Source organism: Candidatus Neomarinimicrobiota bacterium (assembly GCA_016784545.1).
In the GTDB taxonomy this organism is placed as follows: domain Bacteria; phylum Fidelibacterota; class UBA8477; order UBA8477; family JABMPR01; genus JABMPR01.
The window spans coordinates 1-23,342 of sequence record JADHUM010000004.1 but is presented as its reverse complement, the minus strand read 5'-3'; the positions used below and the strand labels follow the sequence as shown (position 1 = coordinate 23,342).

Sequence of the window (23,342 nt, the reverse complement as noted above, 5' to 3'; positions counted from 1 at the left end):
CTATGACTTAGCTAGCCACTTTCTTGTCACCCTTAATGGTCCATACTGCCAACAGGACAATCATGAGCAATATTAACCAAATTGATGCATAACTATATGTTGGGCCACCATAGGTGATGAGGTCTGTAAAACGCCCAATTAATAAGGATATACGACCCATGACAGCAAAGCCAAATGAAGCACCAAAACTAATCATGAGGAAATAAATTCCAACTCGGGTCACTTTACCAAAAGCACCCTTATGCTCCTTGGAAAAATAGAAATACAACAACCCGGTAATCGTACCTACCAGGATGAGCAAATTATTGAAAACACTAACACCGGTTAGACTGAATAAAGGCATATCAACAAAGGATACAGCTGAGCCCTTAATCTGTCCCAGAACATTGGAATTCAAAAAAGCGTACGCTCTCAAACCAGCAGCCATACCGACTGTATATGCGATACCAAGACGGGCTAACCAGCTCAATTTTGAAGACACACTTAAAAGCATCATGATACCCAGGGCAAATGGCAGGATGTATATAAAATGAGGATCATGACCATGACCCTTGTCGATTCCACCAGCAGGAAAAACGCTGGGAAGTATGAAACCAAAGAGATTATATATCCCATACCAGGCTCTCATAAAAAAACCGGATATCTCGCCCTCAGGCGTAGGCCATAAGCGACCAAACAGATTTGGTTGGACCTGTGCCCAGAAGGCCATTGCCATCCAATAGCCTGCAGACACTCCGACAAACACGTGTTCAGATATCTTGTAAAAAGGATTATCCTTGTATAAATATGAAAAAATACCCAGGGTTAGAAAGACTGCAACCCAAGCACCAAAAATTTCAGAACCGTTCATTATTCAGCCTCCTAATATTTCTTGGAACGCCGACGTTCAACAAAGAACGAGATGTTTCCGAAAATGATAAATCCAACGATGACGAGGTGTGCAACAGACTGCGCATCCATTCCACTGGTACCGATACCCGCCTGACCAATAAGAGACTCATATTCTGCAGCTCCAGGCATTCCTCCAAGGATACCTACAATCTGTCCAGACTGGACATAGGGCATCACTTCGTTGACCTGAATGGAGGTAGTACCTGTACTCATGGTAACACCTGTAGGATCTGCAGCATATTGAACCCATTCAACCGTACCAGGATAACCTGCTGAAGCTGAGAAGAGATAGTCAAAATCAGCAACCTGATTCACATCCACCATCATGGGGATATCATCCAGGAAATTTCCATTGGCATCCACGGTAAACACTTTGCGTATATTGCTGACGAGCCCCTTGATAACGGCCTCAGCTCCAGGTCGATACCCCAGTAAAACATAATCTTCACCATAGACCTTGTTGTATTGCCTGTCAGCAACTTGCTCAAGGGCTTCCATAGCCATAAACTGACCATCAGGCCAGAGGCAGGTGATGTAAACCTTCACATCCCTGTCAAAGAGATGACGGAGCAGAGCAACTGCCATGGGGTGAATTTCCGGTTTTGTACTTGGTCCATATTCAAAGGAAATCAGAGCCTTATCCCCTGCTTCCAGCTCTTCCACGGCATTATAAACATCCTGGGATGAAGTGGTTGGCCGGATGGGCAACCCAAGTGGAAAAAACAGAGGTAGGATGACTACCAGAGCAATGACTAAAAAGATATAGCGTCTATCAAGACTACCGGCACGAACGATAAAATCTAAGAATTTTTCCATGATCATTCTCCGATATATGATTTTTCAATTCCCAGAATGTAGCGAATTGAGGTGGCAAAGATACCCAACCCAATTCCTATCATAATAGCACGAGCTCCTGCTACATTGGGATTGTTATAGATCCAGTCCTGAAGGACAGGCAAGTAGAAAATCGCCGGTTGGTCAACTGGCCAACCCATGATAAAGCCAGCGATTGTCACGATGAGAACTCCACCAATGACAGATGCCAGCGTATAGGTTCTATTCTTAAACCATGTATTCACACCGGCACTGAGGGCCAGCACGACAATATACAGGATGAACCAAGCAGAGATGTTGCCACCAATAGGGACACGACCAAGCATGATTATTATACCTGAGATCAGCAATAGTGTTGCTTCAAAATTTCGGATTTTGAAAGCTCGGTATGAGGCCGAGGCCACAAAGAAAGCCAGCAGCGCAAACATGGTGGCAGATAGTGGTGTAAAGATAAATCTGAACATCCAGTTAAACAGAGATCCCCGGGTGGAGATATGGGAACCCCATTCTGTGGCCCGCATATTTGCAGTTCCACCAGCGGCATTGATTTCCTTAACCACATTATCTGCTCCAGCTTTTGTGAAATAAGGTGTATCAATGATGTATGTATCCCCTTCAGGCATGGCGATAAGAATATTCTCAGCGCTCTTTTCATCGAGGTTGATCTCGCTGGCCAACACAGTGGCCACCTTGGCAGGATCATCATACTGACTGATCTCTACGTTATATGAGCCTAGAAGAATAAATCCAGCTGTGAAGGAGAATGTAAAGCCAGCTATGGCCAATGCCGCATAGGGCCAGCCTTTACTCTGCTTTACTACTTTAAGCGCCTGCATCTTTAGAAGATTCAAGGCACCCAAAAACATGGCAAAACTTGCCAGGATATCAAACCACTGGGTTGCATCATCATCCACAAATGATTTGATATTAGGTTCATCTACAAACCAGCCAAACAGAGTCAAGAACCCGATGGTCGCTGCTATGGCTATAGGTAATTGTCGTTTCATAAACATATTCAATCTCCTACTGAACCATGAGAATGTTTTTGATTACTGGAATTGATCGCTGATTTATGGCCCAGTCAACTTCATGATCTTCCCAACTGATGGTTTCTTTTCCGATTTCTGCGTAAAGGTCTACGCCACTCAATCCAGGGAACTTAAGCTTATATTCTTCCCGTTCTTCCTCACCCATCTGGTTCCACTTATTTTTACCCTCTTTCACAATTTCAAGTTGACGAAATTCATCATCTGCATCATAAAGTGATTGATTATTATCAGTGAAGGCCTGGTTCACGAGATCCATCCGATTGTCAACTGGCAGTTGAATCCAGAATAACGCACCCGTGGTGAAAGCAATCTTGTTTTTCTGTCGCTTACTCAATTCTGAATAGCTTAGATTTTTGTATTTATTGAGTATCCGTTCAGCACTTGGTTCTGATAAAGACCTGTTTACAGCCTTGTACCTTGCAACAGGATCTGCATTTTTCCAAAATTCAGATATGGATTCTTCAGCGCTCAGATTGGTCTTTTGTTTAAGATCTTTCCACTCATTACTGCGTTGCTGTTCAAAGATGTTCATGGAGAAAAACAAAACTGAAAGCAGGAGAACAGATGTGAAAAGAATTTTCAGATAGTCCTGCCCCTTTACGCCACCTATTAATTCAGGATCTTGGGACAAATAGGCGGAGGCAGCAAAAAATTCTTCACCAATAAGTGTATAATCACATGCAGTCACAAAGAAGGGAATCTGTGATGGCGAAGCAGTTCCAGCTATCTGGATAGCTCCAATGGAGTTACCCGTTTCAGCCAATAACAAAGATTCAGCATAAAATTTGCCCATGTACAGGCAGGCTGCTGGCTCCTCACGTAGCATAATTCCATTCACTCCAGCGGCATATGCGAATTGATCATCTGTAAGATAATGGACCATATCATCATGGAAGAGGTCTGGACGACCTTCAACGAGATATGATTCACGACAGGATTCACGAGCCGCCTTCATCACGATAGCACGAGATACAGGAACATTCAAGCTGGTTTCATAGCGGGCTGTCATCTTGGCTACATGACCAAGAACAACAACACCAGCTACCGTTTCCACTTGATCCATATCCATAATTCCAGGAACATAGAGCACCGGTTTTCCCATCTCGGTGGAACGCCCAACAGCTTCTTCCACGGCTTTAAGACCGGGAATAGTACGCAGGAAAATCTTCTCACCTCGTTTTGCCATGCGGGTTGAGTAGATCAACACGCCTCCGACAATAAGGACTGACCAAAACATGACACTACGTTCAGAGACAAAAAATGGATGTCCTGCAAACCAGTAAATCATGAATAGGACGAAGATGATGCCGGCAACAGACCAGAATTGTTTATCTTTCACTGTGCTTCTCCGTTTGTTTGATTTTATGTTCTTGTTCAAGTTGTTCAAGTCTTGAGATTAATAATTCGACATTGCTCGGTTCTTCAAACAACTCGGCAGCTTTATAATACCCATCGGCCTTGATAAATGCGCTGACTATGGGTCCAAAAAATATCATGCTATGACTGCCTAACAAAGCTAAAGGTTTAACCATCTCCAGTGCAAAAACCGCAGGGGTGATAAAACCTGTGTTGTATATACGTTTTGCTATGCGCTCAATAAAGGCCATGTCCTCTGCAGGCAAGCCACCTTCAGTCTCGATTTCCAATTCTTTAATCAATCTTGATCAAATTCCTCTCACAAGTCTCAGGTCTTCTAGCCAGCCTACGCAGGCTCTGGCAAAACCAGTTTTCAGGAGAGCAGAGCGAACCCAAACTGGTTTTTGAAACTTGTTTGATCTCGTATTCACTCGATTGAAAACAAGTTTCTGTTTATTCTTAATCAGTTTCGACCATCTCCAGGTTAGCACGCGGAATGACCATGACTTCATCATCATGGATTGCTTGTCCTCAAACCCTTCGAGAGCCTCAGGGAGACAAGCCCAATGTGTCTTGCTGAGGCTCTCGAAGCATGACACGCTCCCCTCCTGCTCAATTTTAATTTGATTAATCAGTTTCGACCATCTCCAGGTTAGCACGCGGTATGACCATGGCTTCATCATCATGGATTGCTTGTCCTCAAACCCTTCGAGAGCCTCAGGGAGACAAGCCCAATGTGTCTTGCTGAGGCTTTCGAAGCATGACACACTCCCCTCCTGCTCAATTTTAATTTGATTAATCAGTTTCGACCATCTCCAGGTTAGCACGCGGTATAACCATGACTTGATCATCAATATTTATCTCTGCGACACGAACCATGGTTTCAGATTCCATTTTCTGCAATTCTGGTGGTAAGGAAACCACAGTACCGATTCTTCCAAAATAGGGAGCACGTATAACACGTACCAGACTTCCAGCCTGTATACCTTCATTTATCTTAACAGCTTGAATATCACCCTTGATGTCTCCTGGATTAAGTGGAATCACTATTTCAGGACGGATAACGCCTGCTCGAATTTGAGTTGCACCATTGATAGATGTGAATTTACCGTCATGCTGTTTGAGCAGATCGAAGGTCCTTGAACCCATCCGGATTTTGCCATAGCCTTCTGTGAGTACCAGGGAGGTGACTAGATCCTCAGAACCAGTGATAGCAACACCCAGGGTATATCCCAGAATCTCTTCCAGATCAAAATAATTAAAACCACCAACCACGACTCCGGCAACCTTCATGCTAAGTGCCTTTTTATATGCAGCCAGACTGATAAATGAACCACCAACCAATACTTTTCCAGCATGCTCGGGTTTGATCATGTCAGCAGTAAGTTCATCCTCGCGACTTTCAGTCACTACAACGAGTTCTCCCCTGCTCTCACCACCTATTCCAAAAATCCCCTGGATAAAAACGGCTTCAGTCTCGATGACGACACCCTCTTCAGGAACAACTTCAGCCACAACGCCTCGTATGTATGCGTCTATTTCAACTGGGATGGGTGCATCCCGAAGGACAACCTGTCCCGTAATGGATGAAATCGATTCCAGGGTACAATCAATGGGTGACAACACATTGGATTTAAACAGGCCAAAGAATCCTTTGGTTTCTGCCATCATCTCGCCCTTGGTAAATTCAGAGCCAATGGGCTTCAGCATCACTGCTTCTACATCAGTGGGATCAATATTGAGCAGATTACCCACATTCACCATCTGGACACTGCCTGGCAGATGCGTGCGAGCAACGATATCATCTGGGGTGACAGACGCTCCAAGTTGAACTACTACCTCCCCCTTCAGGGGTAAAATTCTATCTTTTCTTACTTTGGTTTCGTGGAGGACTTTTAGTCCGGGAGTATATGAATGGGCCATGATCTATGCTCCTCCCAGTAATTCAGTGTCCGGATATTCATTGGTAGCTTTGGACCACTTATTCAAATTTTCAATTCTCTTGGACTTTTCATTGCTCAGCTCAAAGGGTCGTCCTCTGCCATCGAAAATAAGTCCTACCGTTCCGCCATAAATATTGGTTTCGTGAGATTCACCCTTGTCTTTTCCTATTGCCATGGATTTTGAAGGGGTCAACTTGGCACTAATCGCCTGGTAGGGTGCGGGGATAACAATAATTTCACCCTGCTTCAGCTCAACCACCTTTTTGCCTTCTCCAGGAAGATCAAATTCTGCAGTGAGAATTACTGAGCCAGGTTTTGGCTTCCCTACTGGAGCAATACAGGTACCCAGTCGGATCAAACAATCCTTCTCAAATACTTCTACGGCAGCCTTACGGGCATCTTCAGCCATTTCTGAATTTTCGATATTAGCCATGACACCCAATTGGGGCATCATAAAAATTGAATCAACTGCCAGTTGTGTTATTCCCTCTGGAACAAAGGCATCAATCATCATACGCATGGCTTGCTCTCTACGTGGAGCATGAGATAGAACACCGCCAGAACCAACCAGCAGATCCAACTCCATCATGTCGACCAGTGTTTCGCCAGAACCGGATTGATCAAAGGCATCCGAAATGGTTCGTTGTGATTGAACACCCTTCAGACTTACAGCAAAGGATTTGTGTTGTATAAAGGAAAGCCTTAAGGCCTCACGGGCGATGGCTTGTTCAATGATTAATTCTTCAAGCGATTGTGGGACAGTAGTAGGTCGAATCATCTTATTACCGATCCGATTGGTAAGCTCGCCTTCATCGATATCGATGGGCACCCAGCGCAACACGTTTTCAAGTGTGGCTTCAGCCAATACATTACACACTGAGTAGCTCATACCCAGATTGGCACTAACCGTACGATTGAATTGTTCCTGGAATACAGAAAAGATATCTGTAGTAGCACCACCAATATCAACACCAACAACCGAGATATTTTCCTTCTTGGCTACCATCTCAATCAAGGAACCAACAGCTCCAGGTGTAGGCATGATGGGTGCATCTGTCCATGTCATCAACTTCTTATAGCCCGGTGCCTGGGCCATGACATGTTCCATAAAGAGATCATGAATCTTGTCCCTGGCAGGTCCCAGGTTTTCTACTTCCAGGACAGGTCTAATATTTTCGATGATATCCAGATCAGTGATCTCACCCAGCGTCTTGGCGATACTATCCTGGGCTTTTTTGTTGCCGGCATAAATAACGGGTAACTTATAGTTCTGACCCAAACGTGGTTTGGGATTGGCTGCAGCCAGAATTTCAGCCAATTCTACAACGTGGGAAACCGTTCCGCCATCGATTCCGCCTGACAACAAGATCATATCCGGACGTAGCTGACGAATACGTTCAATTTTTTGGTGGGGCAGTCTACCGTCATTTGATGCCAGAACATCCATTACAATGGATCCAGCGCCCAGAGCAGCGCGTTCGGCACTCTCCCCGGTCATTGCCTTCACAACACCAGCTACCATCATTTGAAGTCCACCACCAGCAGATGAAGTGGATACATAAACATCCACACCCGTCTTGGCATCCTTCATGGGATGAATAATCTGATCCCCATCGAGTATCTTCAATCCCGAAAGCTCTTCAACTTCCATGATTGCGTTGAGTACACCCTTGGTGACGTCTTCAAAGGGGGCTTCCACTGTGGTAGGAGCCTCTCCCCTTGTTTTTAAACGATACCCCTGATCGGTCAATTCGATCAGGATAGCTTTGGTCGTGGTCGAGCCACAATCCGTTGCCAGAATAGTTTTAAGTTTGTTACCAGCCACTATTTCGGTCCTTTATTTTTTTCATCTCGCAGAGCATACGGAGACGCAGAGTGTATTATAATGTCTAAAAGCTTCGCTTACACCTAAATCGTTTCTCTGCGGCTTTGCGTTCTTCGCGAGAGTGTTTTGCTTTAATTCTCGCAAAGATTTATAATTTTGTCATCCCACTATTGTTTGAGACGGGGATCCAATGCATCTCGTAAACCCTCACCGACAAGATTATACACGGTCACCGTAATAAAAATTGCCAGACCTGGAAAGGTGGTCAACCACCAGCCAGTGGGCAGCGTATCCCTGGCACTGCTTAGCAATGATCCCCAGGTTGCCTGCTCCGGGGGTGCACCAAAACCAAGAAAACTGAGGCCAGATTCAATCAGGATCGCAGCTGCAACTCCAAAGGTTGCAGTAACCAGCACAGGTGTCAAAGTATTGGGCAAGACATGTCTGAAAATAGTACGAAAGTCTCTGTAGCCCAGTGCTTTAGCGGCTACCACATAATCCTCATTCTTAACTTTCAAAAATTCACCCCGAGTGAAACGAGCGACCCCCGTCCAACCAGTCAGTCCCAAAATAATCATGATATTTATAATGGACTGGGTCTCCATCACTGCAACAATGGTAATGATAAGAAACATTCGAGGAAAGGTAATCATTATTTCAATCATTCTTTGAATGACAATATCAATGAGACCACCATAGAAGCCTGCCAGAGCTCCCAGAATAACTCCAATAAATACGTATATGGCAACTGCGACGAAACCCACCAATAGACTCACCCGGGCACCATGAATCATCTGGGACAATACATCTCGACCTAATTCGTCAGTTCCAAATATATGGGCTCGACTGGGCGGCTGCAGTTTCACCTGAAGATTGTACTCAGTCGATGAGTAAGGGATCACTGGGTAAATAGCCCAGTCCCCTTCTCCATACTTATCTTCCAAAATCTTGAATTGTTGACTCTTAAATGCATCCTGCCAATTCAACCCCAACCACCTTACACCATATTCCCGAAAGACTGGAAAATAGGTGCTACCCTGGTATCGCATCACAATTGGTTTGTCATTTGCCAGAAAATCGGCAAAGATAAAGACAAAGAGGAGCACATAAATAATGTGAAGTGACAGGACGGCGAGTTTGTTCTTACGGAACTGGGAGCCGACGATCTGCGAATAGGTGCGAGCTGGTGCCATCTCTGACATTAGCGCTTCTCCTCAAAGGTGATCCGAGGATCTACTACGGCATAAAGCAAGTCTGAAAGCAATATTCCAAACAGAGTGAGCATGGCTGAGATGGTAGTCACTGCCATAATAATGGGGTAATCCCTTGAAAGCACAGCATTGAAACTGAGTTGCCCCATACCTGGAATTGAAAAAATTGATTCAATAATAATGGAACCTGAAATTGCCAGGGGTAAAAGATTGGCCAGCATGGTGATGATGGGAATCAAGGAGTTTCTCAATGCATGCTTATACGTCACGACACGTTCACTGAGACCCTTGGCCCGGGCAGTTCTGATATAATCCTGGCGGATCACTTCCAGCATGGATCCACGCATATAACGCGATAGTGCTGAAAATGAACCATAAGTCCAGATCAACAGGGGCAAAGCCACATGATGGGCCATATCAACCAGATAGTCCCAGGTACCCAATTCGCTGGCTCCCAAACTATGCAAGCCTGAAACAGGGAAAACGTTGAAGAAATCTCCACCCCCAAAAAAGACAATGGCCATAGTAGCCACCCAAAAGTTTGGTAGAGAATACAGAATAAACAGAATCACCGTCGTGATCTTATCCCCCGTTGAATACTGATGTGTTGCTGAGTAAATACCAAGAGGGATAGCAATTAGATAAGCAAGTATAAAAGAAGTAAATGTGAAAATCAGGGATACTGGCACACTCTCTTTGATGTGATCCCAAACTGGACGATTATCCTTTATGGAGGTCCCAAACTCAAGGGTCATCATATTGACCAGCCAACGTGGGTATTGAGCCTCAGTAAAAATCTTTTTAAATTTTTGGAAACCGGTGAATTGATAGGTGTCTTTTGCTGCACTGCGCACAACACCTGTAGAGTCAGTACCACCATACCACCAGTTCTGAATATATTCCAGTTGCTTATCCAGACTCATCTCAACACTGATACTTAACTTTTGTTTAATGGTCAGGATTTCAAGGACTACGGTCGTCTCATCCGCTGTGAGATCACCAGACTCCAAGAGACCAACCAAAAATGGAACGGCAACTTCATCTGCCTGCTTGAGAGGCTCTACAATATCATCATAAGCTCGCCCACTAAGTGCCTGTCCCTCAATGAGATACTTCTGGACTGACTCCCAGCTATCTTCGACGCGATAAATGACAAAATTGAGTAATAATGGCTTATCCAAACCATATATTTCTCGTGTCTGTTCTATCATCTGTTTGGCCAGATTCTGATCCGATGCCATTCCGGTCTGCTGATTACCCATTTTTATGGCTGTAGGATCCCCTGGAGCCAGCTTGATGATCAGAAAGGTGATGATGGATATTCCAAAGAGGGTAGGAAATATGAGGAGAATCCTTTTGAGGAAATAGCGCCACATCAGGAGGTTGCTCCTACGCTGGCAGTATTGCGCCACCAACTGTTCACTCTATACCCTGGACGAATTGGTAACCATTTTACACCATGAAATTCTTTTAAATAGGCGCCTGGATCACGCTGATAAAACATAAAGGTATAGGGCTGTTCTTCATGAAATATTTCTTGAAGTCGAAAATACATGTCATTTCGTTTTTCCTCATCCAGTTCATATCGTGCTTCCTCAATAAGGGAATCAGCTTCGGCATGGCTGAAGCCCATATAGTTTGATCCACGATCTCCAATATTGTCAGAATGCCAGATCTGGTAAGGATCCATTTCCAGCCCTCCAATCCACAATAATGAAACCACATCAAACTGCCGATCTCGGAGATTTTCGACATAAACTGACCACTCTAACTGCCTGATATTCACAACGATACCGACTTTCCGCAAGTCCTCTTTGAGCATTAAAGCCAGATATTTTGAACTGGTGGAGCCTGAGGACACTGAAAAAGTAAAATTGAATGGAACACCATCTTTATCTCGGATACCATCACCATCGTGGTCTATCCATCCCGCCTCTTCAATGAGCTCAACTGCCCGCTGGGGATCATATGGCCAACGCTGGATATTATGATTGTATTGTTTGCCATAAATGTAGAAAGGACCTATAGTTGGGATACCTAACCCATATGCTACATTCTCGTTATAGTTGTCCCGATCAATGAGCATGGTCATGGCCTGACGCACACGTTTATCTTTAAAATAGGGTCGGTCATTGTTCCAACCAACATAACTGTAAGCAGGAACCACATAGCTCACTTTTTGAAATTTATCTAGAAAATCAGGAGTGTTGGTCTGTGTAAAGTACTGAACTGCTCGCATTCTGGGTATGAAATCTAATTCGCCTGCTTTCAGGGCTGTCAAGCGCGCCGTTGCATCGCTGATGACTTTGACAATCACTTTGTCAAGATATGCCCCCTTCTCAGAAAATGCTTCTTCATAGGTCTCATCAGCGTTCCAATAATTGTTATTTCTAGCATATGAGATGTAGTCTCCAGTAATCCATTTATCAAATATCCATGGACCGGAGCCAATTATCGGTTCAGCATCATCACCCACAGGTCTTCCCTGTGGATGAACATTGAAGGCATCTGCAAACCCCTTGATGGCTGCCTCTTCCCGTGTTACAGAGGGATTAAGTAAATCCTCGACTGAATACCTGTCTAACAATCCTTCAGGATCCCAGACATGCTTTGGGATAATGTGAAATCCACCCAGGATTTCTTGATTTCGAAAGTGGGTTTCAGAACTGGTCACACTAAAAATAAAGTCACCTTCTGTCCGAGCACTGGTCACCTTTTGAAAGGAACTCCTGGTAGGGGCACTATCCACAAAAGGATTCAAAATGGCTTTAAGAGAAAACAAGACATCCCGTGCAGTAAGTTGCTCGCCATCATGCCAGTAGACATTGTTCCGAATTTTAAAAGTGAGTGTATAGCCATCCTCACTCACCGAGAAACTCTCGGCTAAAACCGGTTTATCATATCGCCAGGTGCGGAAGTCATAACCCAGCAGTGTCTCATAGATGTTATCCAGAATCCTGGTGGCAGCTGCTGATGTGGATGTGAATGTATTGAGATGTTCAGGGTGAGCTGATTCTGCAAAAACCAGTGTTCCTCCCTGTTGCGGATCTTCTCCAATTGGGCTGCTTTCAAAAATGGTTTCATCGCCTGTAAGATCTACTCGAATACCCCCTGCATTGCCCAACACATCATCTATCAGAACCTCTGCAGGTCTCAAACCCAGGTTAGCCAAAACTATAAACACCACCATTATCAAGAATTGAATAAGAAAAGACTTCTTCATCTATAGCCCGACAACAAGCGTCAAATACAAATAACTGAGTGGAGCTGCAAAGAGGATGGAATCGAGCCGATCCCATGCTCCCCCGTGTCCCGGTAGAAGATTGGACGAATCTTTAACACCCACATCTCGTTTTACCAGAGATTCAGCAAAATCACCGATTTGTCCTGCAACACCAGTTATAAGACCAAGTATGAGGGCATCTGTGTAATCCAGTCCCGGTAACCAACCCACACGTACAATGAGCAGTAGTGCTAAAAAGGAGCCAATCAGTCCAGCGATTGAACCTTCCCAGCTTTTGTTAGGACTTACTCGTGGGAAAATCTTATGTTTGCCAATGGCAGAACCAACAAAATAGGCCAAGGAGTCACAGGTCCAGACGCCTACAAAAACAGTCAAAACTGCATAACCACCAAGGTGCCCCCCCTGCCCCATAAACCCCAATTGTTGGAGCAAAATAAAATATGACATCGCCATGGCAATAAATGTTGCCGCAAAAAAGGTTGAGGCGACGTTTTCCATAACGTGGGCCTGCTTGCGAAACATTTCCCAGGTCAATAATATGAGAATCGAGACAATTAAAATAGGACCCAGATTTTCACCGCCACCTAGCAGTTGATCCCCCACCAGGGCCAGATAGATGAGATAGCCCACCCAGATGTTTGGCTCAGTACCATTTGGTCGCGACATTCGATAAGCCTCACCCAGAATGAGAATACCGGCAATGGTAAAAAATACCATAAAAACATCATGTGTATATAGCGTGAACCCTATAAGGGCAGGGATGCCAATTATGACGACAGGGGCGCGTTTTATTATATTATTAATCGACATATTAGAGCGCTGAAATTATTGGGCGCCCCCCCAAACACCAACATGTTTTCGGCAAGTGGTAATATTATCCGATGAGAACCTTAGACGTGAAGGTTTTATTTCTCATCTTCATCTTTTTCATAATCCTCAGGTCTATTCGATTTTTGTCCAGGATCTTGTTCATCTTCCTCAACCCTTGCATCAGACTGCTCTTCCTTTTGGGGTTCAATATTCTGACTGGGATCCTGGGTCAAAGCATTTAAGCGGTTCCTGGCGGTCTTGGAAAGTGGATCCTCAGGAAAATTGGCCACCATGTAACTGTAGGACTCAACAGCTGATGCCTTGTCGAATAAAAAGTAATCGTTTAACCAGGCATGGTTGAAACAGGATTCACCCCTGATTGTGCTTGAAATGGTGGAATCTTCTTTGATTGAATAGTAGCGCTTACTTGCCTCTGAATACTTGCCTGACTCAAACAGGACGGCGATGCGTCTAAATCGATCCTCATTTGGGTCTGATACCTGCGTGGTATCAGTTTTATTCATGATGGTATTGTAGTAGTGTGGATATTTTTCCTGGATATGATTCAGGGCAGATCGGCCCCCGTCCTTATCACCCTCAATGGATTCTAAGGCATAATACTGCATGTAGGCGCACTGCTGCTGCATTGATGTATCGGATGTACTATTCTCAAGATGCTTTAGTATTTCAAGTGTGGTATCCACCCGGGCTAAGTCGAAAAGCATATATTCAGCTAGTGAATATCGATTCTCACCAATCAATTTATATATCTGGATGGAGTCTTCTCCAGTCACTTCGACAGTATCTATGACGACTCTGTCTGGGGCTTCGAATTTCCGGGCAGCTGCTGCCTCTTCAGGGCTAGTCTGTCGCCCTCCCCGTGAACGTCCCCTTGAGTTACTACGATTATTCCTGGCATTTGAACTGTTGGCCTTCTTATCAATTTTCACGATGGGAGGAAGTCCCTGCAATTGTCTCTCTAAGTTGGTATTATCGAATTGAAGTTTTTCGTAGCGATCTATCTGCTGGTTTTTCAGAGTCGCCTTAGTCAGTAGGGGTGAACGTGGAGATTGCGTTTTCACATTGGCAAATGAAGCTTTCGCCTGGATATAATCCTGGCGTTTTGTCAGATACAATTCGCCCAGATAAAAACTGGCTTCAGCTGCCACCTCGGTCCTGTTATAGTCTTCAACAATGGCAGTAAATTTTGCTTCGGCCAGATCAACTTCATCCATGACGAGAAATAGTTTCCCCAGCTCCACCTCCAATTGCCCCCGGATTTCAACAAACTTATCACTCAAAAGCATATCTTGAATCATTTCAACTGCATCTTCATCACGATTCAAAGCTTTAAGCATACTAGTTTGTCGGATAATGGCTTCCACCTTAAGGGATTCTGAAGGTTTGTATTTGGAAACAGTTTGATAGGCCTTGAGGGCACCCTCATAATCCTTTTCATTTTCCCGCATTTTGCCAACCTGAAATTGAGCCTGGGCTTTCGTGAATCCATCTGGGGAACGATCAATGACCTGCTCCAAATAATGTTCAGCAACACCAAGACTATCCTGTTGCACTGCGATTTCACCCATGAGCAGCAAGGCATCTGCCTGGAGCCTACGCTCTGAGTCACTCCTCAACACTCGGGAGGCTTCATATCTGGCCATTTCCAGATCTCCAGTTTTCAGAAGACATTTGCCAATCCAAAGCGGGACTTCGCTGACATAGGGTGAATTTGAATAAAGGGAACCAAGATCTTCGAAATAGCGTTTTGCCTGCAGATAGTCACCTTTGAAATAGTAAGCCTTGGCAATAATGAATTGAGCATCATCCCGATATTTACTCTCAGGGTATCTTTGTAGCAGCTTTTTTGATTTCTCAATAGCTTTTGAATACAGATTTATTTCATCTCGGCTTACTATTTCAGTCTGGTTTTCACGGGTAAGTTTCTGTGCCTCAGCGAAGTACTCTTCTGCATTGTAGAATGTGTTGTAATAAGCGCAGGATTGCATGCCTATAAACATGAGCAAAACGATGGGCTTAAAATATTTCAGGAAATCATTTGAGCTGAGCATGAAACTCCTCATAAAATTTTGGCATGGCAGAACCGGCATCATCACGGACACTCATATCAGCCTTGGAACTAAAGGGTGTCGGTTCTGGGTTAATTTCAATTACATAAGCACCTTGGATTTGAGCCTCAAAGGGTAATCGTGCAGCTGGGTAAATCTGAGCAGAAGTTCCAATACTAAACATCAGATCACAATTCTGAACCGCTTCGAATGCTTGATTGATTGTCTCCCTGGGTAAAGATTCACCAAACCAAACCACATCGGGTCTGACCTTTCCACCACAGTCACATTGATGTAATGCTCTCATATCCTTTGCTGTCAAATCAATACTTTTTCCACAGCTATTACATTTATGACGATGGATATTCCCATGCAACTCATAAATGGTCTGATTCCCTGCACGTTCATGGAGACCGTCAACATTCTGAGTTATTACAACAGAATGTCTGAATAGTTTCTGAAAATCGCTAATACTGGTGTGGGCAGCATTGGGCTGAGCTTGCAGGATTGTCTCTCTTCTATCTGCATACCAGTTTAATACCAGCTCAGGATCCTCTTTAAATCCAGCCTGGCTGGCCAATTTCATCGGGTCATATTTCGACCAATGACCATCAGGATCTCGAAAGGTGGAAATTCCACTTTCTGCGGAGATGCCTGCCCCTGTGAAAAAGACGACATGACTATCTCTATTGAAACGATCTATTGGAATAGTGTTCCCACTCATGGCATTGAATATAGAATTCATTGTGCCCATTCAAAACTCCCCTCCTTCCATATGGACCAAACTCAAAAATATTTTTTATTGTGACAATATTTATCTTGATATCAAATAATTTGATGTTTATTTATTGCTATGAGCACACATTACCAAGGCAACCCTCGCGAAAAACTTGTTCTGGATACATTTATTAAATTTTCCAGAGCCAATAACACATTAAATCAATTCATGCGCCACAATGTGGAGCAACAGGGACTTACTATCTCACAGTTCGGTGTCTTAGAGGTGTTAAAACACATTGGTCCCCTCTCTGTTAAAGAGATTGGTCAAAAATTATTAATGACCACCTCAAACCTGGTCACTGTCATCGACAATCTGGTGAAGCAGGAGCTGGTTAAGCGTGTACCCTGTGATCACGATCGACGCTCCATCATTATTCACCTCACACAAAAAGGTTCAGGGTTCATTGAACCTGTTTTTAGAAACCATCTTGATGAATTGCTTAACTGCTTTTCAGTCATAGATGATCAACAACTAATAACCCTCGGTTCACTATCAAAAGAGCTGGGGTTAAAACAAAAGGAAAAACATAATGAAAAATCTTAAATCAATTGGTCGTTACCTGTTTACCGTTCCATTTGCTCTCTTTGGTCTCATGCACCTGATGATGGCCAATGACATGGCTGGCCTGGTTCCCAGTTGGCTTCCTGGAGGCGTTTTCTGGGTATACGTTACAGGTCTGGCACTTATCGCTGCAGGCGTGAGCTTTGTGATCCAAAAGCATACATATCTGGCTGGTTTATTAACCGCCGCTTTGATGCTGGTCTTCGTTTTTACCATCCATTTGCCAGCCATGATCGGTGGCGATATGATGGCCATGAGTGGACTGCTTAAAGATCTTGGATTAGCAGGTGGTGCTTTGATGTTAGCATCAAATTACCAACAGGATTAATACGGGTCGCTTATAAATGATTGATGTCATTCCATTCCAGTCGTTGGGTATTGCCAAGCATGGTTGGTTAACTGCCAGGCACCATTTCAGTTTTGCCAGGTATTATGATCCAGCTCGTCAGGGTTATCCTCCGCTACTGGTCTGGAATGATGATGAAATTCAGGCTGGAACCGGCTTCGATATGCACCCCCATGATAACATGGAAATTATCACCTATGTCCGTCAGGGTGCCATCACCCATCGAGATAACATGGGTAATGAGGGTCGCACAGAAGCAGGCGATGTCCAGGTCATGTCCGCAGGCACCGGTGTCTACCATAGTGAGCACAATGAAGAATCCGAAGACACAATATTGTTCCAGATTTGGATTCATACGGCACAAAGAGATGTATCTCCTCGTTGGGAAGCCAGATCCTTTCCCAAAAAAACCAGCAACACGCTTATTCCACTGGTGAGTGGCAGGGAAATCCATAAACCTCAGGATCCCCTCCATATATATCAGGACGCCGCCATCTTTGCCGGCGTCATCAGCAGAGGTCATTCATTCACTCAGATAATTGATCCTGGGCGTCACGCATACCTGGTCGTATCAGAAGGAAGCATTGATATCAACGGACACGAACTCAAACAACGTGACGGCGTCTATATCAAAGATGAGGATGAGATTGTCATCACTGCAAAATCTGATGCTGAGATCGTTCTGGCCGACCTACCTATACTGAGCTCATAGATCGTTTCCATAGAAGCTTCCAGTTCCACTCTCATCATTCAGATTATCTCCCTCTACCCCAAGTCTTTTCAAATGAATCCATTCAAGAAAGCAGGCAAAAAATGGAAATAGGTATTGATAGTTTTGCCGCCAGTAAACTCTCTGGAGACCCGTATCAGACTAGCCAGGCTGCCACTGCCTTATCTGATTTACTTGACAGGATAGAATTTGCTGATAAAGTTGGGCTTGATGTGTTTGGTATCGGAGAACACTATCGCAAAGAGTTTCTTGATTCAGCCAATATTGCCATCCTGTCCGCTGCCGCAGCGCGTACTAAAAAGATTAGATTGACCAGTGCAGTGACCGTTTTAAGTGCAGCAGATCCTGTGAGATTATTTCAGAATTTTGCCACTCTGGATTTGATTTCGCAGGGACGAGCTGAAATAACTGCCGGCAGGGGTTCTTTCACGGATTCATTCCCACTCTTCGGTTTAAACCTCCAGGAGTATGATGCCCTCTTTTCAGAAAAATTAGATCTGCTGCTTAAAATCAGAGATAATGAACGTATCACCTGGTCAGGGAAGTATCGACCTGAGCTTAAAGACCAGGCCATCTATCCCAGACCGTTGCAGGAAAAGCTGCCAATCTGGTTGGGAGTTGGTGGAACCCCTGATTCCTTCAGGCGCGCAGGCTTATTAGGCCTACCGCTTATGGTGGCCGTCATTGGAGGCGAGACCCATCGTTTTCGCCCCCTCATCGATCTTTATCTACGTGCTGGTGAAAGCGCTGGACATCCGCCAGAACAACTGAAGGTGGGGTTACACTCTCTGGGGTATGTCGGTGAGTCCACACAGGAAGCACTTGACAAGTACTATCCCGGTTATGCTGAAACGTTTACCCGAATAGGAAAAGAACGCGGCTGGCCACCGGTGACACGTGAGCGCTTTGATGCTCAGACCGGGCCTACGGGAGCCCTGGTTATTGGGAACCCCAGGGATGTAGCAGAAAAAATAATGAGACACTCCGAAGCGCTTGGGGGTATTTCAAGATTTACTTTCCAAATGGACAATGCTGGGTTATCTCACACCGATCTTATGCGATCAATTGAGATAATCGGTGATCAAGTGCAGCCAATAGTCAATGCAGCAGGAAAAAGGACAATCGATGCAGAAGCGTAGTTATATTTTTTTTACCCTCATCATAAGTATGATGATCCTGGGAACAGGACCGATTAGCGCTCAGGTAAATACCGAGTCACTCCGAAAAACAACTCAGGAGCCTGGTTTCCATTTTAATCTGGGTGCCACGCTCAACCTCATGGATGGCAACCGCAATCTGTTCCAGACCCAGGTTAAAACCCGTCTTGACCAGGTCCAACCCTGGGGGCATCTGTTTTTGGTCTCCAATTATAAAATGAGCAGCAAAGATGAAACGGTCTTTGTGAACCAGGGTTTTGCCCATTTGAGGTTCATGAAGGAACTTACTCCTGGCTACTCTGCAGAAGTTTTTTCTCAACTGGAGTTTAATGAGTTTATCCGTTTAAAACAGAGAGCCCTGGTGGGTGCAGGTCTACGCTTCAAGCATTCAGGTTTGGCTGGAAATGACAACATCAGCAAAGCCCCCCTGTCCATGGCGTTCGGTCTGGGTCTTATGTTGGAACGAGAAAGTATCGATATCGGCTCTGATGCAACGGTAGGAGATCCGGTACACGGGGATCTGGCTGAATTGCTCCGTTCCAGCAACTATTTCGTGCTGGCTTATGCTCCCCATGAAAATGTGAATATTCAATCTACCACCTACTATCAGGTGGACACCCAAAGAATAAAGGACTACCGGCTCTTATCCCAAAGCCTGATTGAGGTGGGTTTGGGCAAACGGCTGGCACTCACTTCTGAATTAAATATCCGCTATGACAGCGAACCTCCAGGTGGAGTAAAGTCCAGGGATCTGGAGTACAATCAGGGGATGACCTACAAATTTAAATAACTGCCTACCCTTGGGACTTCGAAATTATCTATTTGGGTGATGGGCTGAAAAGCACAACGTGGTCAGAATAGCCAGTAGACCCAATTTTATGTATGTTTGATTTCCCCCAACATTTAATCCCCCCTCCTCAACTCATAAACTCAATAACTCCTATCTCCTAACTCCTAACTCCTAACTCCCAACTCTTAACTCCTAACTCCTAACTCCTATCTCCTAACCAAAACTACCCCACATGAATACTACGATGCATGATTTCCTGAGCCCTTTTCCAAATGTGTTCATCCATTTTCCTCAACCCATATTGAATAGCCATTGTCAGACCCGCCAGGAGCAGGTGAATGAAGGCAGATCCATCTGCACTACGTAATTCAATAGTCTGGCATTTGAAGGGTGAAATGTAGCGATCCTTGAGTCTGAGATTGATCACTGATGCCATATCCTCCCAATGACACCGCCCCAGATCGCATTATTATTGGTGATCCAAATATCCACCGAATAGGATATAAATCCTACCTGACGAGATTTAAATCAAGTAGACTAAACAGTTTCTGAGCCATGGCTAGACCTGTCCAGTCACCTTTTTTAGATTGTGATTAATCAAAGCACCTGTCGAAATACCAACGCCTACTGTAATAAATCCCACCAAATAGTTATGGAAAATGATTTGACCAAACCCATATAAAAAAGCGTAGATAAGAATGACACCAAGCACCCAGTTCAGAAAAGTGATACCGTAGCCACTGTCCTGGACCACATCAGGCTCGAGAGCCTTTATTGGTTTCCAGCCGATTCCTCCAGGTCGAATACGTCTGAAGAATATAGTGAGATGAGACACCTCGACGGGCTCAGTGAGAAAGGTTACAACTAACCATACAATGGTGGTACCAAACACAATCGGATAGAGTGTTATGGGTGATTCAAGACCGAAACCCCAACGGGCCACCGGGTAAATGATCAGGGGAGCAATCATGGCTGAGATCTCTGACCAGGCATTGATGCGCCACCAGAACCAACGAAGGATGAGGACAGCACCCAATCCCGCACTGGCGTTAATTATGAATTCCCATGCTCCAGAAACGGTGGTCAAAAAGTACCGGGTAATTAGTAATGATACCACGGTCATGAGAAAAATGGCAATTCTGGATACCTTGATGTAATGCTTCTCGTCTGCGTCTCTACGCATAAATCGTCGATAAAGATCATTTATCAAATAGGATGCTCCCCAGTTCAATTGAGAAGCGATGGTAGACATATAGGCAGCCAGAAATACAGCGATCAAGAGTCCCAGTAAACCTGGGGGTAAATAACGCATCATGAGTTTGGGATACATGACACCAGGGTCAATGGTATTTTCATATTTCTCGTACATCGCCTGGAATTCTGGTGCCGCATAGGCAGCATCACCAAGGACATTCACTTTGTCAGAATATGCCTGGACAACCTGTTGGTAGAGAGCGGGGTTCTCAGCTTCAATAAGCTCTGGGCTCTGGGCTCTCGGTAAAATCACCAGGGCGGCCAGGGCGACAATGATCCACGGCCAGGGGCGTAAAGTATAATGGGCAACGGTAAACCACAGAGTTGCTAGCTGACTGTTCTTCTCATCTTTGGTAGACATCATGCGTTGTGCCACGTAGCCGCCACCACCTGGGTCAGAACCAGGATACCAACTCGACCACCATTGCAATCCGATATGTGCGAAAAAGGCTCCAACGGATAGTGCAAATACCCCCCCAGTAACCCCCTTCGCGCTCATTGCACCAATTCGTGGAAAGAAATCCAGAACCTGAGGGGCCAACTTTTCTTGTAAGGCAACCACACCCCCGATTTCAGGGAGTTTTACGACGATCACTGCCAATACAATACAACCCACCATGGCAAACAGAAATTGGAAGCTGTCAGTTCTTGCTGTTCCCAGTAGACCCGAAGCAGAGGCATAGATAGCAATAATAAAAGCAGCTGCCATGACCAGCAAAAAGGGATCAAACTCGGGGATTGTGACCTTAAATATTTTTTCCATAGCCTTGTTCACCCAGCCCATGACGATGGCATTCATGAACAACCCTAAATAGATCGCTCTAAATCCACGCAAAACGGCGGCAGCTTTCCCTGAATAGCGCAATTCAACAAATTCAACATCTGTCATAATATCTGCCCGTCGCCAGAGCTTGGAGAAAAAGAAGACTGTCAGCATACCCCCAATGGCCATATTCCACCATAACCAGTTGCCGGCAATACCATTTCTGGCTACCAGTTCTGTAACAGCGAGAGGTGTATCTGCAGCAAAGGTAGTAGCAACCATGGCAGTCCCTGCGATATACCAGGGCATATTGCGGCCCGATAGAAAAAATTCATTGGTGCTTTCACCAGCTTTGCGGGTGTAATATGCCGCAATTCCAAAAATGATTAAGAAAAACAGCATAATGACAGTGAGATCGATAAAATGTAATGATTGCATGACTCTATCCTTTTGTGTTGGTCAATGTTACAGGGAGCTTTTTAATTGGATCATCCTATTGCTATCCAGCTAGCCTACGTCCGCTGTGAATCCTCATAGAGTGCTGCGGCACCGAGGAGAGCTATGTCTGGTGTCTGGTTGGGTATAACTAAGAATTTTTCCAGGATGTGCCCGAACTCAAATGTATTAATTTCTCTCATCATGGTTTCCTTGAAATATTCAAAAGCTTTGCTCACCGAACCACCCAAAAAGACAGCTTCTGGATCTAATGTGTATAGGAGAACCTTAATTGCCTTCCCTAACTCCACCCCATATTCTTTAAAAATATTAATTGCTTCAATATCACCATCCAAAGCACGCTTGTGAAGCTCTTTCCCAGATTTTCCCCATAGCTTTATAAAATATTGACCACTGCAATAATATTCATAGTTCTGATCTTTATATGGCAGCATTCCGTATTCGCCGGCTCCACAATTATTCCCAGAATACAATCTATGGTTTAAGATCAGCCCAGCCCCCATACCAGTACCTAGAGTAAGCCCAATCAGATTTTTGAAATTCTTGCCCTGGCCAAAATACTTGACGCCTGTGGCAAAGCAGTTTGCATCGTTGTTTATATATGTGGGAATGCCATAGCGGTCTTCCAGATTTTCCTTGAGATGAACTTTTTGCCAGGAAGGAATATTAGCCAATGAAAAAACGATGCCCTTCTCAGCATCAACCAGCCCAGGTACGCCAACCCCGATTCCTTTTGCGCCATCCTGGATTACATTATCAATGGCAGTATAAACATCATTTAACACATCTTGCTCTGATTGGTCAGCGCATATATTCATTAAGAACGAATCCTTGATTTCGCCCTTATCAACTCTACCTGAATGCACGGTTGTTCCACCGAGATCAAGACCAATAACAGTCATTGCGCCCTCCTTTTTTTCACCTTGGGTTCTCATCCCTAAATTTTTGTACCAACAGCTTGTTGATAAGTTAATATTGGTTACTAACGATGGGATAATAAAGGTGTGTGAACGAACTGATTTGCGTTAAAATTAAAATACTTCCGTGCTCATACCTGCATTCCTTTGGAATTACAGAACTATTAATATTGGCTGTATACAGGACCCATGGAACTTTGAGATTACCAATTTGGGTTAGAAGCTGGTATGCACTACATTATCATTGAAACCGCCAGACCCAATTCAAAATATGTCTGATTACTGCCCCATCCCATCCACACAATAAACCCACTCAACCCATTAAACTCATTAAACTCATAAACTCATAAACTCA

General features: G+C 44.5%; 22 protein-coding genes. 5 read left to right on the top strand and 17 right to left on the bottom strand.

Translation table 11 applies throughout. The features are described 5' to 3' along the window. Nucleotides 1–7 precede the first annotated feature (7 nt). The 14 genes from ISR87_01750 to ISR87_01685 all read right to left on the bottom strand — a co-directional run bounded on the left by ISR87_01750 (nucleotide 8) and on the right by ISR87_01685 (nucleotide 15,956). Nucleotides 8–850 carry a hypothetical protein gene (locus ISR87_01750; protein MBL7024152.1) on the bottom strand — a complete coding sequence of 281 codons (843 nt, stop codon included), beginning with the start codon at nucleotides 848–850 and terminating at the stop codon, nucleotides 8–10. Nucleotides 851–861: 11 nt separating this feature from the next. After that, nucleotides 862–1,707: a hypothetical protein gene (locus tag ISR87_01745; GenBank protein MBL7024151.1), complete on the bottom strand. Its 846-nt coding sequence runs from the start codon at nucleotides 1,705–1,707 to the stop codon at nucleotides 862–864. A gap of 2 nt (nucleotides 1,708–1,709) precedes the next feature. Next, entirely contained in the window at nucleotides 1,710–2,732 is a 1,023-nt protein-coding gene (locus tag ISR87_01740; protein ID MBL7024150.1) for a hypothetical protein, read from the bottom strand. A 16-nt stretch (nucleotides 2,733–2,748) separates the two neighbouring features. Continuing rightward, on the bottom strand, nucleotides 2,749–4,113 hold the full coding sequence (locus ISR87_01735; GenBank protein MBL7024149.1) for a hypothetical protein: 1,365 nt from the start codon (nucleotides 4,111–4,113) through the stop codon (nucleotides 2,749–2,751). Then, nucleotides 4,103–4,432: a hypothetical protein gene (locus ISR87_01730; protein ID MBL7024148.1), complete on the bottom strand. Its 330-nt coding sequence runs from the start codon at nucleotides 4,430–4,432 to the stop codon at nucleotides 4,103–4,105. Before ISR87_01730 ends, ISR87_01735 begins: the two co-directional genes overlap by 11 nt. A 6-nt stretch (nucleotides 4,433–4,438) precedes the next feature. Then, nucleotides 4,439–4,897 carry a hypothetical protein gene (locus ISR87_01725; protein ID MBL7024147.1) on the bottom strand — a complete coding sequence of 153 codons (459 nt, stop codon included), beginning with the start codon at nucleotides 4,895–4,897 and terminating at the stop codon, nucleotides 4,439–4,441. Between the two features lie 28 nt (nucleotides 4,898–4,925). Further along, nucleotides 4,926–6,053 carry a hypothetical protein gene (locus tag ISR87_01720; GenBank protein MBL7024146.1) on the bottom strand — a complete coding sequence of 376 codons (1,128 nt, stop codon included), beginning with the start codon at nucleotides 6,051–6,053 and terminating at the stop codon, nucleotides 4,926–4,928. 3 nt (nucleotides 6,054–6,056) lie between these two features. Next, complete coding sequence (locus tag ISR87_01715) at nucleotides 6,057–7,901, bottom strand: glutamate mutase L (GenBank protein ID MBL7024145.1); 1,845 nt, start codon at nucleotides 7,899–7,901, stop codon at nucleotides 6,057–6,059. A 164-nt stretch (nucleotides 7,902–8,065) separates the two neighbouring features. After that, nucleotides 8,066–9,091 carry an ABC transporter permease gene (locus ISR87_01710; GenBank protein ID MBL7024144.1) on the bottom strand — a complete coding sequence of 342 codons (1,026 nt, stop codon included), beginning with the start codon at nucleotides 9,089–9,091 and terminating at the stop codon, nucleotides 8,066–8,068. A gap of 8 nt (nucleotides 9,092–9,099) precedes the next feature. Beyond that, nucleotides 9,100–10,032, bottom strand: coding sequence for an ABC transporter permease (locus tag ISR87_01705; protein ID MBL7024143.1), 933 nt, complete (start codon nucleotides 10,030–10,032; stop codon nucleotides 9,100–9,102). 452 nt (nucleotides 10,033–10,484) lie between these two features. Beyond that, a complete protein-coding gene (locus tag ISR87_01700; GenBank protein MBL7024142.1) occupies nucleotides 10,485–12,332 on the bottom strand; it encodes a peptide-binding protein in 1,848 nt (615 codons plus the stop codon). After that, nucleotides 12,333–13,163 carry a phosphatidate cytidylyltransferase gene (locus tag ISR87_01695; protein ID MBL7024141.1) on the bottom strand — a complete coding sequence of 277 codons (831 nt, stop codon included), beginning with the start codon at nucleotides 13,161–13,163 and terminating at the stop codon, nucleotides 12,333–12,335. Nucleotides 13,164–13,258: 95 nt separating this feature from the next. Next, complete coding sequence (locus ISR87_01690) at nucleotides 13,259–15,235, bottom strand: tetratricopeptide repeat protein (GenBank protein ID MBL7024140.1); 1,977 nt, start codon at nucleotides 15,233–15,235, stop codon at nucleotides 13,259–13,261. Then, entirely contained in the window at nucleotides 15,219–15,956 is a 738-nt protein-coding gene (locus ISR87_01685; GenBank protein ID MBL7024139.1) for an NAD-dependent deacylase, read from the bottom strand. The genes ISR87_01690 and ISR87_01685 overlap by 17 nt, the downstream gene beginning before the upstream one ends. A 129-nt stretch (nucleotides 15,957–16,085) precedes the next feature. Between ISR87_01685 and ISR87_01680 the strand changes: the two genes are divergently transcribed. From ISR87_01680 to ISR87_01660, 5 genes are all read left to right on the top strand, one after another. Continuing rightward, a complete protein-coding gene (locus ISR87_01680; GenBank protein MBL7024138.1) occupies nucleotides 16,086–16,556 on the top strand; it encodes a MarR family transcriptional regulator in 471 nt (156 codons plus the stop codon). Beyond that, nucleotides 16,543–16,902: a DoxX family protein gene (locus ISR87_01675; protein MBL7024137.1), complete on the top strand. Its 360-nt coding sequence runs from the start codon at nucleotides 16,543–16,545 to the stop codon at nucleotides 16,900–16,902. Before ISR87_01680 ends, ISR87_01675 begins: the two co-directional genes overlap by 14 nt. Nucleotides 16,903–16,918: 16 nt before the next feature. Continuing rightward, nucleotides 16,919–17,632 carry a pirin family protein gene (locus ISR87_01670; GenBank protein ID MBL7024136.1) on the top strand — a complete coding sequence of 238 codons (714 nt, stop codon included), beginning with the start codon at nucleotides 16,919–16,921 and terminating at the stop codon, nucleotides 17,630–17,632. Between the two features lie 101 nt (nucleotides 17,633–17,733). Then, on the top strand, nucleotides 17,734–18,789 hold the full coding sequence (locus tag ISR87_01665) for an LLM class flavin-dependent oxidoreductase (GenBank protein ID MBL7024135.1): 1,056 nt from the start codon (nucleotides 17,734–17,736) through the stop codon (nucleotides 18,787–18,789). Beyond that, on the top strand, nucleotides 18,776–19,597 hold the full coding sequence (locus tag ISR87_01660) for a DUF481 domain-containing protein (protein MBL7024134.1): 822 nt from the start codon (nucleotides 18,776–18,778) through the stop codon (nucleotides 19,595–19,597). Before ISR87_01665 ends, ISR87_01660 begins: the two co-directional genes overlap by 14 nt. 223 nt (nucleotides 19,598–19,820) lie before the next feature. Here the strand turns inward: ISR87_01660 and ISR87_01655 are convergent, their stop codons facing one another. The 3 genes from ISR87_01655 to ISR87_01645 form a co-directional block, all read right to left on the bottom strand. After that, nucleotides 19,821–20,033, bottom strand: coding sequence for a hypothetical protein (locus ISR87_01655; GenBank protein MBL7024133.1), 213 nt, complete (start codon nucleotides 20,031–20,033; stop codon nucleotides 19,821–19,823). A gap of 123 nt (nucleotides 20,034–20,156) precedes the next feature. Further along, a complete protein-coding gene (locus ISR87_01650; protein ID MBL7024132.1) occupies nucleotides 20,157–22,052 on the bottom strand; it encodes a Na+:solute symporter in 1,896 nt (631 codons plus the stop codon). A 74-nt stretch (nucleotides 22,053–22,126) separates the two neighbouring features. Then, nucleotides 22,127–22,972 (bottom strand): ROK family protein, encoded by an 846-nt coding sequence (locus ISR87_01645; protein ID MBL7024131.1) that lies wholly within the window; start codon nucleotides 22,970–22,972, stop codon nucleotides 22,127–22,129. Between the last annotated feature and the right edge of the window lie 370 nt (nucleotides 22,973–23,342).